The 18670-nt window shown below is 41.9% G+C and carries 12 protein-coding genes; all 12 read right to left on the bottom strand.

Translation table 11 applies throughout. The annotated features are described in order from the left end of the window. Positions 1-625: 625 nt before the first annotated feature. Positions 626-1507, bottom strand: a complete 882-nt coding sequence (locus tag F6K27_RS17690) for a shikimate dehydrogenase (protein ID WP_287278434.1) — start codon at positions 1505-1507, stop codon at positions 626-628. A 331-nt stretch (positions 1508-1838) separates the two neighbouring features. Further along, positions 1839-2786 (bottom strand): F0F1 ATP synthase subunit gamma, encoded by a 948-nt coding sequence (locus F6K27_RS17685; protein WP_287278433.1) that lies wholly within the window; start codon positions 2784-2786, stop codon positions 1839-1841. A gap of 325 nt (positions 2787-3111) precedes the next feature. After that, on the bottom strand, positions 3112-4629 hold the full coding sequence (gene atpA / locus F6K27_RS17680; RefSeq protein ID WP_287241325.1) for a F0F1 ATP synthase subunit alpha: 1518 nt from the start codon (positions 4627-4629) through the stop codon (positions 3112-3114). A 44-nt stretch (positions 4630-4673) separates the two neighbouring features. Further along, positions 4674-5219 carry an ATP synthase F1 subunit delta gene (atpH, locus tag F6K27_RS17675; RefSeq protein ID WP_287278432.1) on the bottom strand — a complete coding sequence of 182 codons (546 nt, stop codon included), beginning with the start codon at positions 5217-5219 and terminating at the stop codon, positions 4674-4676. Beyond that, the gene (locus F6K27_RS17670) at positions 5216-5749 is read right to left on the bottom strand and encodes a F0F1 ATP synthase subunit B (RefSeq protein ID WP_287278431.1); all 534 of its coding nucleotides are present in this window, start codon (positions 5747-5749) and stop codon (positions 5216-5218) included. Before F6K27_RS17670 ends, atpH begins: the two co-directional genes overlap by 4 nt. Before the next feature lie 91 nt (positions 5750-5840). Next, positions 5841-6326, bottom strand: coding sequence for a F0F1 ATP synthase subunit B' (locus tag F6K27_RS17665; RefSeq protein ID WP_287278430.1), 486 nt, complete (start codon positions 6324-6326; stop codon positions 5841-5843). A gap of 331 nt (positions 6327-6657) precedes the next feature. Beyond that, positions 6658-6903: an ATP synthase F0 subunit C gene (gene atpE / locus F6K27_RS17660; protein ID WP_011611801.1), complete on the bottom strand. Its 246-nt coding sequence runs from the start codon at positions 6901-6903 to the stop codon at positions 6658-6660. A 342-nt stretch (positions 6904-7245) separates the two neighbouring features. Continuing rightward, complete coding sequence (gene atpB / locus F6K27_RS17655) at positions 7246-7995, bottom strand: F0F1 ATP synthase subunit A (RefSeq protein ID WP_375339679.1); 750 nt, start codon at positions 7993-7995, stop codon at positions 7246-7248. Between the two features lie 66 nt (positions 7996-8061). Continuing rightward, positions 8062-8505, bottom strand: a complete 444-nt coding sequence (locus F6K27_RS17650) for an ATP synthase subunit I (RefSeq protein ID WP_287278429.1) — start codon at positions 8503-8505, stop codon at positions 8062-8064. A gap of 793 nt (positions 8506-9298) precedes the next feature. Then, positions 9299-9499 carry a hypothetical protein gene (locus F6K27_RS17645; protein WP_287278428.1) on the bottom strand — a complete coding sequence of 67 codons (201 nt, stop codon included), beginning with the start codon at positions 9497-9499 and terminating at the stop codon, positions 9299-9301. 91 nt (positions 9500-9590) lie between these two features. Then, positions 9591-10784, bottom strand: a complete 1194-nt coding sequence (locus F6K27_RS17640; RefSeq protein WP_287278435.1) for a condensation domain-containing protein — start codon at positions 10782-10784, stop codon at positions 9591-9593. A gap of 26 nt (positions 10785-10810) precedes the next feature. Continuing rightward, positions 10811-18544, bottom strand: a complete 7734-nt coding sequence (locus F6K27_RS17635) for a polyketide synthase (RefSeq protein ID WP_287278427.1) — start codon at positions 18542-18544, stop codon at positions 10811-10813. Between the last annotated feature and the right edge of the window lie 126 nt (positions 18545-18670).

The following is an 18670-nucleotide window of genomic DNA, read 5'->3' as shown; positions in this document are numbered from 1 at the left end:
TTAAGAGGGAAGATTTGGGGAGAGATAATACAAAAAATTCAACACTCCTTCAACTGAATTTTCCTCAAAATTAATGCGCGAAAAGACTTGACTACCATAATTATATAGATCTCAAATGGGTTCTATATAGCAAGGAACGAGTTGGTGTTTGACAGAGATGGATGATGAACCTGATATCAAATCCGGTTGAACACTTATTATATAGTTTTATATAGTTGGGGGAAGTAGGAGAGTAGGGGAGATAGGAAAGAAGTAAAGATAAGAATAATCGGCGTTGGTGAAGCGCGTGTATGATATTAATCTTAATTACTCAGGAGTCAACCCACCCCTAACTCCCTCCCAGGAGGGGGAGGACTGAGTCAGGAGGGAAGAAAGAAGAAGAAAGAGGAATAGAAGGAGAAAGTTTTTTGTTTAGCTGGTGCACAACCCACGTTAACGCTACTTGAGATGGAAAGCGTACATTCAGGACCGAAAACGCGGAGCGCGGAACGGAGTTCTATCGCACTCTGATATAGAATCCGGTTATACAGTATATGTTTATAATTCTATCCACACTTCAATCTCCCCATCTCCCCATCTCCCACAACTATATAATAAGTATTCAACCGGACATGATATTACAGGTCTAATCATTCAAGCCTAAATGTTGGCGTAGAGAATAGCGCATAATATCAACTGGTACAGACTTTTGTAACCATAATTCCAAAGCTGCAGCCCCTTGTTGAACCAACATTTCTAATCCATCAATAGCGATCGCTCCTCTAACCAGGGCTTGCTGAAGAAATTTAGTAGGGTTGGGAATATAGATTAAATCATAGACTATTGCTCCTGGTGATAATAGATCGAACACTTTCTCATCTATTGGAGACTGCTCAATATTAGGATACATTCCAATAGGAGTAGTATTAACTAGCAAATCTGCCTGTGAAACTAATCTTGACATTTCATCCCACTTATGTATCTTTAAACTTACTGGTAAAGGAGAATTAATCCAACTTTGCCTAAAAGCAGCTAACTTTTCTTGAGACCGACCAATAACATGAATTTCTGCACAACCCAATTGTGCGCAACCAGCCACTACTGCGCGAGATGCACCACCATTACCTAAAATCAACGCTACTTTTTGATGCCAATCCCAATTATAAGTTTTTAGTGGAGAAAGAAACCCTTCCACATCTGTATTTGTTCCCTCCCATCCTTTGTCTGTTTGATAAACAGTATTAACTGCCCCCACTGCTTGAGCAAGGTCTGAAACTTTTGACAAAAGTGGTAATATTGTTTGTTTGTGGGGAATAGTAATATTAAAACCCTGAATGCCAATAGCAGAAAACCCAGCAATAGCTGTTTTTAAATTTTCTGGTTTAATTGGAAAAGGCAGATAAACATAATCTATTAAGTTTTGTTGATTATTTATTGCTTTAATTGCAGCATTGTGCATTACTGGAGACAAAGAATGTTCAACGGGATAGCCAATGACTCCTAATAATTTTGTTTTACCTGTAATCATTATGATAAATATAAGTAAAAATTGCTATAGTCTATTTTATAAAAATTAAACAATAAAACCCACATTCCGCACGACAAAATGTAGTATGCGAAAGTAGTTAAACTTGAGTAAGTATTTATACTTGTTGTGATTAGTGCTATATATTATACCAATTTGAAAAAAGAATGTTACAAATAATAAGCAGTATTAAAATAATTTGTAGGAAATATCTATTGGAGGAAAAAGATAAATTACTACTTGGTATTATTTAGCAACCCCTAAATAAGAAAAAAAATACGCCTGAGTCATGCCAGACGTATTAACAATATAAATAATTTTCCAAAGTAGCCTATTATTCTAAAGCACTAGCACCACCCACAACTTCCAGAATTTCTTGAGTAATAGCAGCTTGCCGAGCTTTATTGTAAGAAAGAGTTAATGTACCAACTAATTCACTAGCATTATCACTAGCATTACTCATTGCTGTCATCCGAGATGCTAATTCACTAGCAGATGATTCTTGCCACGCCCTCAATAACTGGTTAGTTAAAAATAATGGCAAGAGAGCTTCTAAAATTTGAGTTGGGTCTTGCTCAAAAATCATATCGCGGGGAAAGCTTTTAGTAGGTGCTGTTACTTTATCCCGTGATACTTCAAAGTTACCACCTTTAGTAGTTAAACGGAAGATTTCATCATCTTGAACTTCTAAACCTTGAGGATCGAGAGGTAAGAGAGTTTGAATCACAGGTTGAGAGCTAATTAGTGAAATAAATTTGGTATAAACTAACTCTACTCTATCTATTGTTCCTGAGAGAAAACCAGAAAGAACTTCATCAGTAACTGCAGAAGCATCATTAGCTGTAGGAATTTTTTCAGGATTATCATAAGTGCTTAAAATCGGAGCTTCCCGACGTTGGAAATATTGAATTGCTTTACGTCCAATCAGCAAATATTTATAATCGATTCCTTGCTGTGTTAGTTCACTAGCTCTGATTTCTGCACGTTTAATGATGCTGCTGTTATAGCTGCCACATAGACCACGGTTTCCAGAAATTACTAATAAACCTACTGTTTTAACTTCCCTTTGTTTTAGTAGGGGTAAATCTACACTTTCAAATTGTAAACGTTCGGCAAGTCCGTATAAAACTTGAGCAAGGCGGTCGGCAAAAGGCCGAGTGTTAATCACTTGTTCCTGGGCACGACGTACTTTAGCAGCGGCCACTAGGCGCATTGCTTCTGTAATTTTTTTAGTGTTTTTGACCGAGTTGATGCGATCGCGAATAGCTTTTAAATTAGGCATAATTTTGTGTAGGAAGAAGTAAGAAGTAACAAGGAAGAAAGAAGAAGGGAAATTTTTAATTTATTCTCAACTAAGTCAACTAGATTAAACTTTCTCATATCTGTCTATCTAGTTACTCTCAACCCTTTTTTTTCAATAAATCTATAGAGATTCGCCTATAAATTAAGTGCGAATTAGTCTTAAAAGTTAGGTAGTATCAGGTAAACAACAAAGCTGACTGCTGATAACTGACTTTTAATTACTACATCTAACTAATAATTAGTGGCTAGTTGCTTTTGAGCATTAACAACTAACCACTAAATGTTAATACTTAAAAGTAACTAATTTAAGCAGATACCAAGAATGTTTGCTTATACTCAGTAATACCTTCTTTTAAGACAGTTTGAGCTTCATCAGTCAGTACCTTTTCAGTACCGATAATTTCACCGAACTTGGGCTTACTGTTGTTCAAGTAATCCAGTAAACCAGAAATAAATTTAGTCACCTTCTCAAGAGGGATATCATCCAAGTAACCATTAATACCAGAATAAATCACTGCTACTTGTTCGGGAAGAGAGCGAGGTGAGTTTTGAGATTGTTTCAAAATCTCCCGCAAGCGCTGACCTCTTGCCAGTTGATTTTGGGTAGCTTTATCCAAGTCTGAGGCAAATTGAGAGAACGCTTCTAATTCAGCAAACTGTGCTAGCTCTAGCTTAATCTTACCAGCAACTTTTTTCATAGCCTTGGTCTGAGCAGCCGAACCTACCCTCGACACAGAAACACCTGCGTTTACTGCTGGGCGGAAACCTGCGTTGAATAGGTCACTGGAGAGGAAGATTTGACCATCCGTAATAGAGATAACGTTGGTAGGAATATAGGCCGAAACGTCACCAGCTTGAGTTTCAATAATTGGTAGAGCAGTCATACTGCCTCCACCTAAATCATCATTGAGTTTAGCAGCTCTTTCTAAGAGACGGGAGTGGAGATAGAATACATCTCCTGGATATGCTTCACGACCTGGTGGACGACGCAGTAGCAAAGATACCTGGCGATAAGCTTGAGCTTGCTTGGAAAGGTCATCATAGATTACCAGAGTTGCTTTGCCTTTATACATAAAGTATTCAGCAATAGTAGCACCAGTATAAGGAGCCAAGTATTGGAGAGTTGCAGGGTCACTGGCATTAGCAGCTACTACAACGGTGTAATCCATTGCACCTTTTTCTTCAAGGGTACTTACTACCTGAACTACAGTAGAAGCTTTTTGACCAATAGCCACATATACACAGATAACATCTTCACCTTTTTGGTTAATGATAGTATCGATGGCGATCGCTGTTTTACCTGTTTGTCTGTCACCGATAATCAATTCCCTTTGACCTCTACCGATGGGAATCATCGAGTCTATAGCAGTGATACCTGTTTGCATAGGTTCACAAACAGAACGGCGTTCGATAATTCCTGGAGCAGGAGATTCAATCAGACGACTGTCATCGGTTTGAATATCTCCTTTACCATCAACAGCTCGACCGAGACCATCTACCACCCGGCCAACCATGGCCTCTCCTACTGGCACTTGAGCAATTCTACCTGTGGCAGTTACGGCAGATCCTTCTTGAATTTCCCGACCTTCACCCATCAATACTGCCGCTACGTTATCTTCTTCTAAGTTTTGGGCAATACCTACTGTACCATCTGAGAACTCTACCAGTTCTCCTGCCATTACCTTGTCTAGGCCATAAATCCTGGCAATACCGTCACCCACTTGTAGAACAGTACCAACGTTAGATACTTTGACATCTTGGTCGTACTGTTCTATTTGGTCGCGAATAATTTGGCTAATTTCGTCAGGTCTGATTGATACCATTTTTCTTTTTTATTGTCCAGTCTTTATTACAAAAAATGAGTGAATTATGCTTTGAGGCTATTGCCAATTCGGCGTAGTTGTCCTTGCAGACTAGAGTCAATTATCTGAGAGCCTATTTTGATAATGACACCACCGAGTAAGCTGGGGTCGATTTTGGTTTCAATATCTACATCCCTCGCATCAGTCATTGATTTGACTCGTTCGCGGACTGTATTTTTTTGGTCTTCGTTTAATTCTACTGTGGAGGTCACTTCTGCTAGAACAGTTTGATTTAGTTCTCGCAATAGTGCTAGGTATTTTTTCCCTATCTCTTCTAGAAAAATAATCCGACCTCTATCAACTAGCAGCATTAAAAAATTACGCATATAGGGATCGGCTTCATCACCCATCATGCGTTGCAGCACTGCTTTTTTGTCTTCTGGTTTAATAATTGGATTTCCCATAAATTGCTTCAATTCTAGGGATTCATCCATAATATTAAGCAGGGAACGTATATCTTCCCCAAACCTCTCGGCAAGGTCTTTTGATTTAGCCAAGGACATTAGAGCTGCTGCGTAGGGTTCTACAATTTCACCAGCAATTACAGTCATGATTGACCTCCTAATAACCCCAGACTACGATCTATTAATTGTTGCTGGGCATTCTCATCTAAAGTTTCTTTGAGGCAAGATTCTACTTGTGCCAATGCTTTAGATGCTACAATTGAGCGCAGTTGTGCAATTGCTTTATCTCTTTCCGAGTCCATCTCTTGGCTAGCAGTAGCTTTCATCCGCTCAATATCTTGTTCTGCCTGTTGCTCAATTTTTTGCTTGACTTCCTGTGCTCTTGTTTCAGCAGTGGCTAGAATTGTTTCAGCCTCTACTTGAGCTTGGGTCAACTTTTGTTGTTGAGCTGCTAGAGCTGATGCTGCTTCTTGTTGACGTTTTTCTGCTTCTTTGATTGCTTGTTCAATAGTGGCGCGTCTTTCACTAAGAATTTTCCCAATAAAGCCTCGCCCAAAATAAATTAAAACTACAATCAAAATTCCTAAATTAATTAGGTTAGTATCTAAAAGATCCAGGTTTAAACCAAAACCTTCTTCAGCGCTAGCTTCTGTGGCTAGCCATAAAACATTTACCATGATATCCTGTGATAGTTAGCCTTAAATTATCTTGTTGGATGCTGAGTTTTATTATCAATAGCTCAACTTTTCAACCTGGAATTTTCTGTGGCTATCTGACCAATTCTGGTCCTAATAGTTTTTCTAGAATTTGGCGGCTCAAAGAGTCTACCTGTTCTTCTAACTGTTGCAAAGCTGCTTGCTTTTGCTCTTCTATTTCTTGAGCTGCTTGTTCTCTTTTGGCTTGTGCTTCCTGTTGAGCTTTAGCCACTTTTTCGGCTACTATTTTCTGAGCTGCTGCTTGAGCGTCAGTAATAATTGCTTGAGATTTTTTACGAGTTTCTGCTAGGTCTTGCTCGTATTGTTCAGCTAATTTTTTTGTCTTTGCCAAACCCTCTTGTGCTTTGATTTGATTGTCGCGGATATAATCTGCACGAGAATCTATAGCTTTACCCAGTGGTTTGTAAAAAATTTTATCCAAGACAAAAGCCAGAATCAGAAACTGAATTGCCATTAAGGGTAGAGTTGCGTTAATGTCAAACAAACCACCCTTTTCTGCTACTTCTTCAACGGCTAGTAATATTGTCCAATTTATCATTTTCTCTAATTTTTAGGTGGTTCCCATAGTTTAAGTTGGGTTTAACTAGCTATCAGCTATTAGCGCTTCCCTACGGGATGCTTCGCAAACAGCTATCAGCCTAAAAATTTGCCCATATAGTCAGGTATCTGAAAGCTTGGGTAAAACATCCCCGACTTCTAGCTTGTCGCTTAATTTTAGGGGTTGGTTTAACCTTTCCATTCCGGAATGCTCTGCAAACGCGCAAAGCTGACTGCTGATTGCTGAAATGCTGAACGCTTTTTAAAGATTTTAGATTTTCGATCTCCAAAATCAAAAATCTAAAATCCCTATTTTCTATAATTAGGGTTGTTTATGCAAAGGGGTTGGCAAATAGCAACACCAGTGATACCACCAAACCGTAAATTGTTAAAGCTTCCATAAATGCCAAACTTAACAATAATGTGCCTCGAATTTTTCCTTCTGCTTCTGGTTGACGGGCAATACCTTCTACAGCTTGACCTGCTGCATTTCCTTGACCAATTCCAGGACCAATCGCACCTAAACCTACAGCTAAGGCAGCAGCAACGACGGAAGCAGCAGCAATCAATGGATCCATAATAATTTTCTTTCCTTTTTTAACCTAAAGTACAAACTTGACGATTAACTAGAACTATATTGATTACACTGTTGCGTAATCAACTACACAATTGTCACTTTTTTCGATGAACTGATGTGATGGTTGAAGTGAAATCCGAAACTCAATAAGTTCAAGTTTCATGCTTTTATCTCACATCACTCGTCAACTCTGAAGTTTACTTGTTTTGTTGTTTTGGGGGACTTATTACTCTACCATTTCCAGTTTCCGTGAATCTGGCGATAATTCATCCCATTCACTGCCTAGAATACCAGACTTTGAGTTACTTTTAAGCAAATTTTTTTTCTACTACTTACCTAACTCTTAATCGTGATGTTCTGCGCCGTGTTCTTCTAACGCTTCTCCGATGTAGTTAGCCGCTAGAGTTGCAAAAATCAATGCTTGAATAGCACTTAAAAATAGACCCAAAACCATTAGTGGTAGAGGAATAAATAGAGGTACTAGCAGAACTAGCACTCCCACAACCAATTCATCGGCAAGAATATTACCGAATAAACGGAAGCTTAGGGACAAAGGCTTGGTAAAATCTTCTATGATCTTAAAGGGGACCATAAATGGTACTGGTTCAGCATAGCCCGCAAAATATCCTAAGCCTTTTTTGCTGATACCTGCATAAAAATATGCTATGGAAGTCAGTAGTGCCAATGCCACTGTTGTATTAATGTCGCTTGTGGGGGCAGCAAGTTCTCCAGCAGGTAGTTCTATTACCTTCCATGGTACTAGAGCTCCTGACCAATTTGACACAAATATAAATAGGAACAAAGTACCAACAAATGGCACCCAAGGGCGATAATCTTTTTCACCAATTTGGTCTTTTGTTAGGCTGCGTATAAATTCCAGGATGTACTCCATGAAATTTTGCATCCCACTAGGAATTCGCTGCACATTGAGTGTTGCTGTTAAGGCAGCCAAGACTATCAAGGCAATTACAAACCAGGATGTGAGTAAAATTTGCCCATGTATTTTGAGGCTGCCTAGCTCCCAGTAAAAATGCTGGCCAACTTCTAGTTCAGCCAGAGGTAAATAGTTAATAGTATGCAAAATATCTAGCATTTTGATTCTCAGGCTTCCCGATTTATATCAAGTGGATTTTTCAAGAGTTAGAATTAGCTTCAGTCGCTATGAGTTTGGCATCAAGGTGGTTCGCAGTACATGTATTATTAGTGCTGCTTTGTAAGTCAGAAACCCTAGGAAAATCGGCAAAATTTTGAGCTGATTTAACTGAGTTGCTAATATTATTAGCCCGACAAATATTGCTAGTCTGGTTTTACCTACACTTCTTTTATCCCCGCCAATACTCTCAACTTCTTTAGCTAACATCCTTAAGTAAACCACACTTGTCGTTGCTCCTATCAAATAATTAAGAGCAATGTTTAGGGAGTAAAAAACCCAGACAAAGATAAATATTATACCTGTAATTGTCAAGGTGATTACATATAATTCCTGCTGTAGTTTGTAATACTCTTCCATTGAAGCATTTGGTTCTGCCTCTGCAGTGCCAACTTCTGGAGTATTACTATCGTCAACAGTTATTGGTTCTGGTGATGTATCAGATGTATTCACAAAAATTTAGATACTAATCACATGTGGTAGGCTTTTTCTATATGCCAATAGTCATCATACCATGTTGGAGCAAGCATACCCATAAGTCAAAAGTTAAAATTTAGAGGCCAGAAGTCGGCAAATAATACCAAATGCAGTATCTATAAGTCTGTGATTTTTCAAATTCCTCTCTAATATCATGTTCGGTTAAATACTTGTACTTTGGAGAAAGGAAGGCAGAGGGCAGCTATGCTGCTATGCTGAAGGGAATATTGGTTCAAAGATATAAGGTTTTTTATCACTGATTATCCGAACACGATATAATATTATATCTCTTTGAATACCCACAATAAAAAACTGAGGGATTACGAAACAGCGAACAGGGAGAAATTGATCGAGGAAAAGATTTTTATTATGGCTAATTAATAAGATTTGATATAACTTAAATTCCGCACTTCAAAACGTAGTACAAAAAATTAGGAGTCAGGAGTCAGCAGAAAATAATGGTCGTTCAATAATGGATAATGGGTAATTGATAATTAGGGCTTGCTGATTAAATCTAAAAGCATTGATATATAAAGACTTTAGCCTTTTTTTGTCTAAAAAAGTGCCCCTGTTTCAGTCTAAAACGCTCAAAAAGCTAGTATTTTGGGACGATTATGGCAGAAAAATCCCAAATTGACAATTCTTACCCCTACCTCCTCGCTCCCGACCCATTTCTCCCCTCCTGGGAGGGGTTAGGGGTGGGTTGTCTCCTGTCTTCCCCTCCTGGGAGCAGGGCTAATTCATTGTCGCGCCTAGAATATTTACAACCCTATTCTTTTTGAGATCCTGTACTTCCCACACCTCCCAAACCTCCGACACTTCCCACCCCCTCCTCTCCTGTACTTCCCAAACCTCCCACACTTCCCACCCCCTCCTCCTTTTTTCTCTGGTGACAATAAATAGACCCTGCCTCCTGGGAGGGGTTAGGGGTGGGTTGTCTCCTACCCCTACTAAAAGACTTTTTCAGCAAACCCTAATTACCTCTCCCTAAAAGGAAGAGGATTGAATAAAAGAAAAATTTTTTCTTATTTCTCCTTTAAAGGAGAGGCTTTAAGCCTTAATTATTCGGTAAGAGCGCCTTGAAGTAGTTCTATGAAATTCTCCAGAAATTCTTGCATTTTTTCTGTCTTGAAGCAATCTGTGTTGTAATCCAGATCAAAATGAAGGCGATCGAGTTCAGGGATGAAATTAAGGCCCATTGCATATCGTGCAGAGGTTACTGGCTGAGGAATAATCTGAGTTTGCAGATCGACTAAATCAAGGGTCATCGGGATGTCAAGGTTAAAAGTAACTTGCATGAGGTTTTGCTGTTGTTCCTGGGGACATTGGGCTAAGATTCGGGCTAAAGGCACATTTTGATGCTTGAATGCTTGGCTAATGGCAGCTTTGGTTCGTTCTACTTGCTTGTTCCAGGTTAAGTTCTCATCAGTTTTCAGGTAGATGGGAATGAAATGTGAACAGTAGCCCACTAAATGTTCGGCCAGATGTGTTGGACGGCCACTCACAGAAATTCCAATCGTGATGGTATTTTGCTGGCAAAACTGGGTCATCTGGTAAGCATAAGCTCCCAGCAGTGTGTGAAATAGGGTGGCATTCCAGGCCATCGAACGTTGTTTAAGAGCAAAGGTTAAGTCCGATGGTATCTGTATACTAATGCGAGCGCCGTTGTAGGTTCGTTGTTCTGGAGCAGAGTAGTCCAGAGGTAAACGTAAGGGGGATACCGCCCTGAGATTTTCGCTCCAAAATAGTTCGGACTTCTTGAAGATATCGCTTTGGGTGTCTTGATTATACCATTGCAAATAGTCTGTGAATTGTTGAATTGGGGGAATATCTAGACAACCGGAATAAATCTTACTAATTTCCTCCAAAATCACAACCAGAGACCATCCATCGGAAACTAAATGATGAATACAGATATTGAATGCGTATCTCTCTGGAGAAAGTTTGACAATTGTTGTCCGAATTAGAGGTCCTTGATAAAGATCGAATGGCTGTTGGCTTTCTGCTAAGAGCCACTCATTTAGGGCTTCATCTGGAGCATCTTCAGATGAATAATCTAGCAAAGGAATTTCAACATTCAGGACTGGCCTAACAATTTGAGCAAATCCATCGGCAGCAATGGATGTTCTCAGAGCATCATGCCGATGGATGACAGTGTGAATCGCATTCCGTAACCGATCAATGGCCAGTTTTCCTGTCAGCTCAAACGTAATCGACTCATTATAGGCAGTCGAACCATGTTTATCCTGGGAAATTTGAAGTAGGCGTTGCTGTTCTTCCGTTAGGGGATAAGTGCGTTTTTTTTTTGAGCAACTGGTTTTTGCGACGTTTGTGACGGAAAATACCCAACGGAGCGCAACTCTTCAACACTTTCTTTAACCACGGTAATAATGCGCTCGATATCCTGGTCAGTGTGAGCTGCTGAGAGAAAACAGACGCGACCTTCCCAAACATAAACACCTTTATGGATCAATAGGTAAAACAAGAGATCCATTTCAATGGGAAGGTACAGTTCACTAAACATACTTTGGAACTCAATTCTAAAAATCGACGAAAACTGATCGGCCCGCAGCATGAGTCCCTCAGTTTGAAAATAGTGATTCAAGGCTTGAGCAAGTCGGGCCGTAGAGTCATTCAATTTGGCTTGTAATGCTCCACCTTGCTCCTTGATATGGAGAAGAACTGCTTTGGCTGCTGACATGGCCAGAGGATGTTTGCAAAAAGTACCAGCAAAATAAGTGGGTTCCGTTTGGGGATACGATTGGTCTCCATAGTTCCAAGTGCCCCCATCAATCCGATCCATATACCTAGCTTTTCCAGCTACAACCCCGATCGGCATCCCACCGCCAACCGCTTTTCCATAGGTTGCAAGATCGGCTTCAATCCCAAAATATTCCTGAGCACCACCAGGCGCGGCCCGGAATCCCAGAATCACTTCATCAAAGATCAGGGGAATATCTTCTGAGTGGGTCAGGGCACGTAGCTCATGCAAAAACTCCCTTGGCGCAAGACTAAGCAGTCTGCTTTGAACAGGTTCTACCAGCACAGCGGCCAGTTCATGTCGATGTTGTCGAATAACCTCTAGACTCTCTGCTTTGCCATAGTCCAGCACAATAACATCTTTAACCATGTTAGGTGACGTTCCTGGGAACATAGGTTGGCCATAGGGTGTTCCATCAGTTTGTGCCGGAATGGCTAACGTACCATCAAAGTGACCATGATAAGCACCTTTAAACTTCACAATTTTATGCTTACCAGAAGCAGCCCGAGCAATACGTACTGCGGTCATCACAGCTTCAGTCCCAGAATTACAGAAAGTCACCCGTTCTTTCCCCGTGACCTCAGAGAATAGTTTGGCAACTTCTCCGGCCAATGGTGTTTGAGGACCCATTTGTACGCCAGTGGTTAGGGTGTAGCGAACCGGATTCATAATGAAATCGGGATTATGACCCAACAGATGAACCCCAAAGCCCATCGTAATATCAATGTATTCATTGCCATCAATATCCCAAATGTGGGAACCTTCGGCACGCTCTGCAACAATTGGGTAGAAAATCTCCTTAAGTTTGGGACGAAGGCCCCTAATCGATCGGCGATCTGCCAGGTAATTGCGATAGGCGGCGGCATTTTCTTTCGATCCCTTGGTGCGTTGGCAGTAGGCTTGGACTAAATTATCGATGAATGCCTGTTGTTCCGCTGTTGGTGGTTTGCCGGCTTTGCCTTTTGCTCCCCAAAATGAGAATGGAGCAGGTGTCGATCCGATTTTTTCCGCTGGTTTTGGTTGAATGGCCTCCACCGGCTTGGCAGGTTCCATTGGTTCCATTGCCTTAAGCAGGGGTTGCTGTTGTTGAGAAGGGATACTCACGGGGGCCAAAGACACACTGGATTTTCCCTGAATGGTTTCCAATTGTTTCGTCATTACCAGTAGTTGCTGCTCAATAATGCGCTCCAGACCTGTCGAGGTGCCGTTTTCCACTGGTGCAAAAGAAACCGTTGGTTCCTGAGGGAGTTTAGTGTCAAGGGTAACAGTGGGTTCAGATGGTTGGGCAGGTTGGTGAAGAAGAGCTGCTCCATTGGTCGATGGGGTGACAACTGGTAGAGAAACCTTTTCTGGTGGAACTTTCTGACTTAAGAAGTCAATGAGTTGTTGAAGGTTGGTCAACTCATCCAGGAATTGGTGAATAGCTAGAGTAATGCCGTAGTCTTTTTCAATACGGGCAATAACATTTAGTAAGGTGAGGGAATCTAGTCCTAGGCTGAGGAAAGATGTTTCACGATCGATGGCACTGCTGTCCATTCGCATCATAGTTGCAATCATTTCCGTCATTTCCCGCCCGATCCGCTCTGAAATAGCAGATGGTGAAGCAGTTCTAGAGGATTGTGTAGAAATCATAGTTGTTTCTGGCCAGTAACATTGACGTTGAAAAGCGTAGGTAGGTAGGGGAATTTTCCGTCGGTTCTCATGGACATGAAAAGCATTCCAATCTATAGAAATTCCACAGTTATAGAGACAAGCAAGGCTATCTAAAACATCACCATAACCCTTTTGCGGTCCTTCAAGAGTGGGAATCCAGTTCAGTTCTGGAAACTCTCGTTGTCCTAGACCACAGAGGATTGGTTTAGGTCCAATTTCCAGAAACGTAGTTAGTCCAGAATCCACAATAGTTTTTAATCCATCATGAAAACGAACAGTTCCTCGAATATGGTCTGTCCAATAGGTGGCATCTAGGGTCCGGTCTGCATCCAAAATATCCCCTGTCAAGTTAGAAATGAAGGGGATTTGGGGTGGATGGAAATCAAACTGGGAGGCAAATCGTTCAAAAGTATCCAGGATGGGGTCCATCAGTGAGGAATGAAACCCATGGGACACCACTAATTCTCTGTAGCTGATATGTTCTGCTTGTAGGCGCTGGATAATCTGTGTTAATGATTCCTGTTTACCTGAAATCACCACAGCTTTTGGCCCATTAATTGCAGCAATGGAAACATCTGTGTAGTCCTGTATGTAGCTCATAACCACATCCTGGGGAGCGAAAACACTGATCATGCTCCCTGACTCTGGGAGTTCCTGCATCAGGCGTCCACGTTCAGCCACCAGCATTAACCCTTCTTCCAACTGGAAAACCCCAGCCACCCATGCGGCTGCAAATTCACCAACACTATGACCAATCACCATGCTGGGTTGAATGCCCCAAGAAAGGAACAAGGCAGCAATGCCACATTCAAGAGCATAGAGTCCCGGTTGAGCAAATTCGGTTCTGTGGATCGAGGTGTCCTCGTCTTTTGCCAATAGAACATCTAGAAGAGAGTGCCCGCGATGGCCCAAAAATGCTGTTTCACAACGATTTAATACATCTTTAAATACGGGTTCAGTTTCATACAATCTGCGGCCCATACCGACAAATTGTGAACCTTGCCCTGTAAACAGGAATGCTAGTTTACCAGAAGCAGTGGTGCTGGAGAGTAGGACAGGGTTGCGTTCCAGTTCCCGAATCATCTCACTACGATCGCTTGCCACATAGGCTGCTCGAACGTTGAAGTGCTTCCTACCTAAATGGGTGGTGTAGGCAGCATCGGGTAGGGAGATATCTGGATGCGTTTGGAAAAAGTTAGTATACTTAGCAGCCAGTTCGACGACGGCTTGCTCGGATTGGCCGGAAAGGGTAAGTAATACTCTAGGTCGGCTACTGGGTCTAGTTTGCGCCTTAACCGTTGGAGCTTCGGCAATGATAGTGTGGGCATTAGTGCCACCAATGCCAAATGCAGAAACACCTGCAATACGCGGATTGCCATTGGTCGTCCAAGGATTGAGTTGAGCGTTGACAAAGAAAGGAGTCTGTTCAAAGTCAATTGCAGGATTGGGGGATTGGAAGTGGAGACTCGGTGGAATTTGTTGATTTTCCAGAGCCAGGACTGTTTTTATCAATCCGGCAACGCCAGCGGCTGAAATCAGGTGTCCAATGTTGCTCTTTACCGAGCCGATGGCACAATAGCCACGCCCATCGCTCTGACTCCCAAATGCCTGGGTGAGTGCTCTAATTTCAATAGGATCTCCCAACTCTGTTGCCGTTCCGTGGGCTTCCACATAGGAAATAGATTCTGGTGACACTCCGGCGACTCTCATGGCCTCAGTAATTACAGAAGCTTGCCCCTGTACTGACGGGGCTGTAAACCCAACCTTCTCGGCACCATCATTATTAATCGCTGAACCTTTGACCACAGCCCGAATTGGATCGCCATCTGCCAAGGCTTGACTCAAGCGTTTGAGGAGGACTACGCCGACTCCGCTGCCAAAAGTTGTCCCTTTAGCCTTGGCATCAAAGGGGCGACAATGGCCGTCTGGAGAGAAAATCATGCCTTCCTGGAACATATAGCCAGCTTGGTAGGGATGAACAACCGAGGTACCTCCAGCTAAGGCTAAATCGCAATCGCCGTTGCGGATGCTTTGGCACGCTAGGTGCAGGGCCACCAATGATGTGGAACAGGCGGTTTGGACGTTGATACTGGGACCAGTTAGGTTTAATCGGTAGGAAACCCTGGTTGGTAGGTAATCCTTGTCGTTGCCAAGCATAACCTGAAAGTTGTCCACTGATGAAAAGAAGTCACCATTATGGGACAAAATCTGATGTAAGTAAGAGCTAATTCCGGCTCCAGCAAATAGACCGATGGTATTTGTGGTTTGGGTAGGAATAGTACCAGCACTTTCCAAAGCTTCCCAAGCACATTCCAAGAACAGCCGTTGTTGTGGGTCCATAATCTCGGCTTCAAATGGGGGAATACCAAAGAAACTGGCATCAAAATTCTGGATATCTTTCAGAATGGGGTTGGCTTTGACGTAATTTGGATTCTGTAATAATTCTCGCTCAACACCACTTTCCAGTAACTCTTCATCCGTAAATAATGTAATAGACTCAACCCCTTCCTGCAAGTTTTGCCAAAATGTTTCTGGATTATCTGCACCAGGAAACCGACAACTGAGTCCAATGATGGCAATATCTGTTTCTGCAACCTGACTGTTAGTAGATTGTTTGTTTAGAGCTTTTCTAAAATCTCGGTGGGGTTGTGTAGGGAAATTTTGCTCAGAATTCTTTTGAATTTGCTCCGTTTCCTCAGAGAGATTTATATTTTTTTGATTTCGTAAATATCTCGCTTGGGCTTGAATTGTTGGGTATTGAAAGAGGTCAACTTGATCGATGACATTAGATCCTTCAAACCGCTCTTGAATTTTGGCATGGAGTAGGGTTAAAAGAATGGAACTTCCTCCTAGCTCAAAGAAGTTGTCTGTGATTCCTACTTCTTCAATTTGTAGTGTTTCAGCCCAAATCTCGACTAAAATATGTTCTTCATCTGTATTGGGTGGTTGAAAACGGTTTGTGAGTACTGGTCGTTTGATATCTGGTTCAGGAAGTTGCTTGCGATCTATCTTGCCATTGAGTGTTTGCGGAAAGGAGTCTAGAAATACAAATGCCTTTGGAATCATATAGTCGGGTAGAAATTCCCGCAAATGCTTCCGCAAACGAGGCTCTAGTTGTCGCCCTAAACTCAGTAGTATCGGACAATTAGCTATTTTCTTGACCGAAGATACTGAGTTTGACTCTGGAAAAATCGGAGCTGTCTGGTTATCCTTGAGAAAAACAACATCAAATACCCCGTTTTCATCACTATTAGCCCAACTGATGTAAACGTGATAGTCATAGATTTCACCCAGAGCAAAACATTCTGCTGGTTTGATGGCGCTCTCATTATCTATTGGAACAATCAGGGAATTCTGAACCGCTGCCAAACCTAAGACCTTTGGTTGATGCTGAAGTGTTTGTGTTAGGCGAGTTTTAGTCCAGTTTTGTTGCGTCCAATTAACCCACTCGAATGTCTCAGTTGGACTGGAACCAATTGAAATCACCAAATCATAGCGATAGCAGGTGAACTCGTTTTCAAAGTTTCCTGCTTTGGGCACGATCCGGACTTCGGAAATGGCTGGAATCGCTTTTTTCAAGGCTAAAAACCATTCAGGACTAATTACCAACTCTTCTTCTTTGCTCATGGACTGCTGGATTTGTTGGTCGCTAACCGTTTCCGATGTCGCCTTTGCCAACAGTCGTTTGTGGAAGTGATTCAAGAGCAGAAGGTTACGAACATCCCCAATAAAAATAGAGCCATGGGAACAAAGCAATGGAATTAACTGTTTAATGACATTTTCCAGGTAATCAATACTTGGGAAATATTGCACCACTGAATTTAGGATTATGACATCGAAAGCTCCAGACTCCAGACTCGGTAGGTTGTGGGCAGAACGATGGTGTAACTCTACCTTGGAGGCTAATTCTGAATTCTGGTTTAGCTGTTTTCGGATATAGGATATGGCTGCCTGAGAAATATCGGTTCCCACATAACGTCTGATCTCTTGAGCAAGAGCAAAAAGCAGGATACCAGTTCCACAGCCAACTTCTAGCACCTGGGTGGGATTCAGCGAACGAATGCGCTTTAGGGTATTTTGACCCCATTCCCGCATTTCGGCTTCAGGCATCGGTTTACCAGTGAAGCTATTGTTGTAGCCACTGTAATTAAAGGTTGGATCGTAAACTGCCGATTCATCGCTGTGTGCTTTAGTCCAAACCTGTTCCCAAAGTGCAACCATGTCGGGTGTAGTGTGCAACTGAGGAACTACATAAGCTACCAATCTGGAGTCATCGGAACCATAGGATTTAACCGTAACTAGGGATTGCTGTACACCTTCATATTCGTCAATATGGGCTTCGACCTCACCCGTTTCAATGCGAAATCCATTCACCTTCACTTGATGATCGATGCGACCTAGGAAATGTAATTGTCCAGACTCATCAATGCGACCCATATCACCAGTGCGATAAATGCGTTCGCCTGCTATTTCAGAATCCACAAACTTTTCCGCATTCAACTGGGGGCGGTCTTTATAACCCAAGGCTAAACCTTTGCCACCAATACCGATCTCGTTATTGTCGAGAATGTAGATGCAAGTATTGTGAATGGGGCTTCCAATTGAGATTTTTGCATCTGTAATCGGAGCTAGGGTTGACCAAATTGTGGTTTCGGTTGGACCAAACATATTCCAAATTTCAGCACATTTGCCAATCATTCGTTTGGCTAATGCGGGTGGAAATGCTTCTCCTCCAACCAGGACTTTGAGGTTAGGATGTCCTTGCCAACCGAAATTGAGCATCATTTGCCAGGTTGTGGGTGTTGCCTGCATGAGCGCGATCTCACCACTTTCAGTAAGTTGATTCAGAATCTTGCCATTGCGTGCTTCCCTGCGGGTTAGCAAGCGAATACTCGCACCAGTAATTAAGGGGATATAGAGTTCTAGACCAGATATATCAAAGGAAATGGTAGTAAGAGCAAGTAGGCGATCGCTAGCCTTAATCCCTGGTGAAATCTGCATGGATAGTAAGAAGTTCACCAAGGCACTATGAGGTATCATAACCCCTTTTGGGTTCCCAGTGGAGCCAGATGTATAGATTAGATAAACAGGAGCTTGTGGTAAGGGAGTTTCCTCTGGCGAATCAATTGGTAGTGTGGTAAGTTGTTCATATAATGAATCTAACTGTAGAACTTCCACATTAAGCGTTGGAATCGCGGAGGCAAACTTTGTGGTTGATAAAATATACTGAATTCCAGCATCAGTTATCATAAACTTCAACCGTTCTGCTGGAAAGCTTGGATCTAGAGGAACATAAGTAGCTCCAGATTTCATAATCCCTAGCAATCCAATCACCATTTCAAAACTGTGATCCATGCAAATCCCCACAAATTGACCCGAACCTAATCCTCTAGATTGCAGGAAATGGGCTAGTTGATTTGATCGCGTTTTCAATTCTGAATAGCTTAGTTGATTGTTAGCTTGACATAGAGCTGTTGCCTGGGGTCTAAGTTCTGCTTGCCGATCAATTAGCTGTGAAGTGCTCTTAGTTTCCTCAGAGAGAAATGGGCCTGAAATACAAGGGATATCAGCCTCATTCAGGTTAGGTGCAAGTGTAGACATGGATGAGTCCTTTATAAATTCTTTAGAATCAATGCAATGTAGTTAGGGTTTGCTGAAAAAGTCTTTTAGTAGGGGCAGGATACAGGAGACAGGAGACAGGAGACAGAAGAAATGGAAATGAGCGAG

It is taken from the genome of Okeania sp. SIO2F5, assembly GCF_010692685.1.
Taxonomy (GTDB): Bacteria; Cyanobacteriota; Cyanobacteriia; order Cyanobacteriales; family Microcoleaceae; genus Okeania; species Okeania hirsuta.
The sequence above is the reverse complement of the archived record's forward strand: the minus strand, read 5'-3'. Positions and strand labels throughout refer to the sequence as shown.

Coding starts and splice junctions, on each gene's coding strand:
- atpB (WP_375339679.1), bottom strand. CDS start 7,995: ATGCTAGATATTTTGCATACTATTAACTATTTACCTCTGGCTGAACTA.
- atpE (WP_011611801.1), bottom strand. CDS start 6,903: ATGGATCCATTGATTGCTGCTGCTTCCGTCGTTGCTGCTGCCTTAGCT.
- F6K27_RS17665 (WP_287278430.1), bottom strand. CDS start 6,326: ATGATAAATTGGACAATATTACTAGCCGTTGAAGAAGTAGCAGAAAAG.
- F6K27_RS17685 (WP_287278433.1), bottom strand. CDS start 2,786: ATGCCTAATTTAAAAGCTATTCGCGATCGCATCAACTCGGTCAAAAAC.
- F6K27_RS17635 (WP_287278427.1), bottom strand. CDS start 18,544: ATGTCTACACTTGCACCTAACCTGAATGAGGCTGATATCCCTTGTATT.
- F6K27_RS17690 (WP_287278434.1), bottom strand. CDS start 1,507: ATGATTACAGGTAAAACAAAATTATTAGGAGTCATTGGCTATCCCGTT.
- atpA (WP_287241325.1), bottom strand. CDS start 4,629: ATGGTATCAATCAGACCTGACGAAATTAGCCAAATTATTCGCGACCAA.
- atpH (WP_287278432.1), bottom strand. CDS start 5,219: ATGACTGTAATTGCTGGTGAAATTGTAGAACCCTACGCAGCAGCTCTA.
- F6K27_RS17670 (WP_287278431.1), bottom strand. CDS start 5,749: ATGGTAAATGTTTTATGGCTAGCCACAGAAGCTAGCGCTGAAGAAGGT.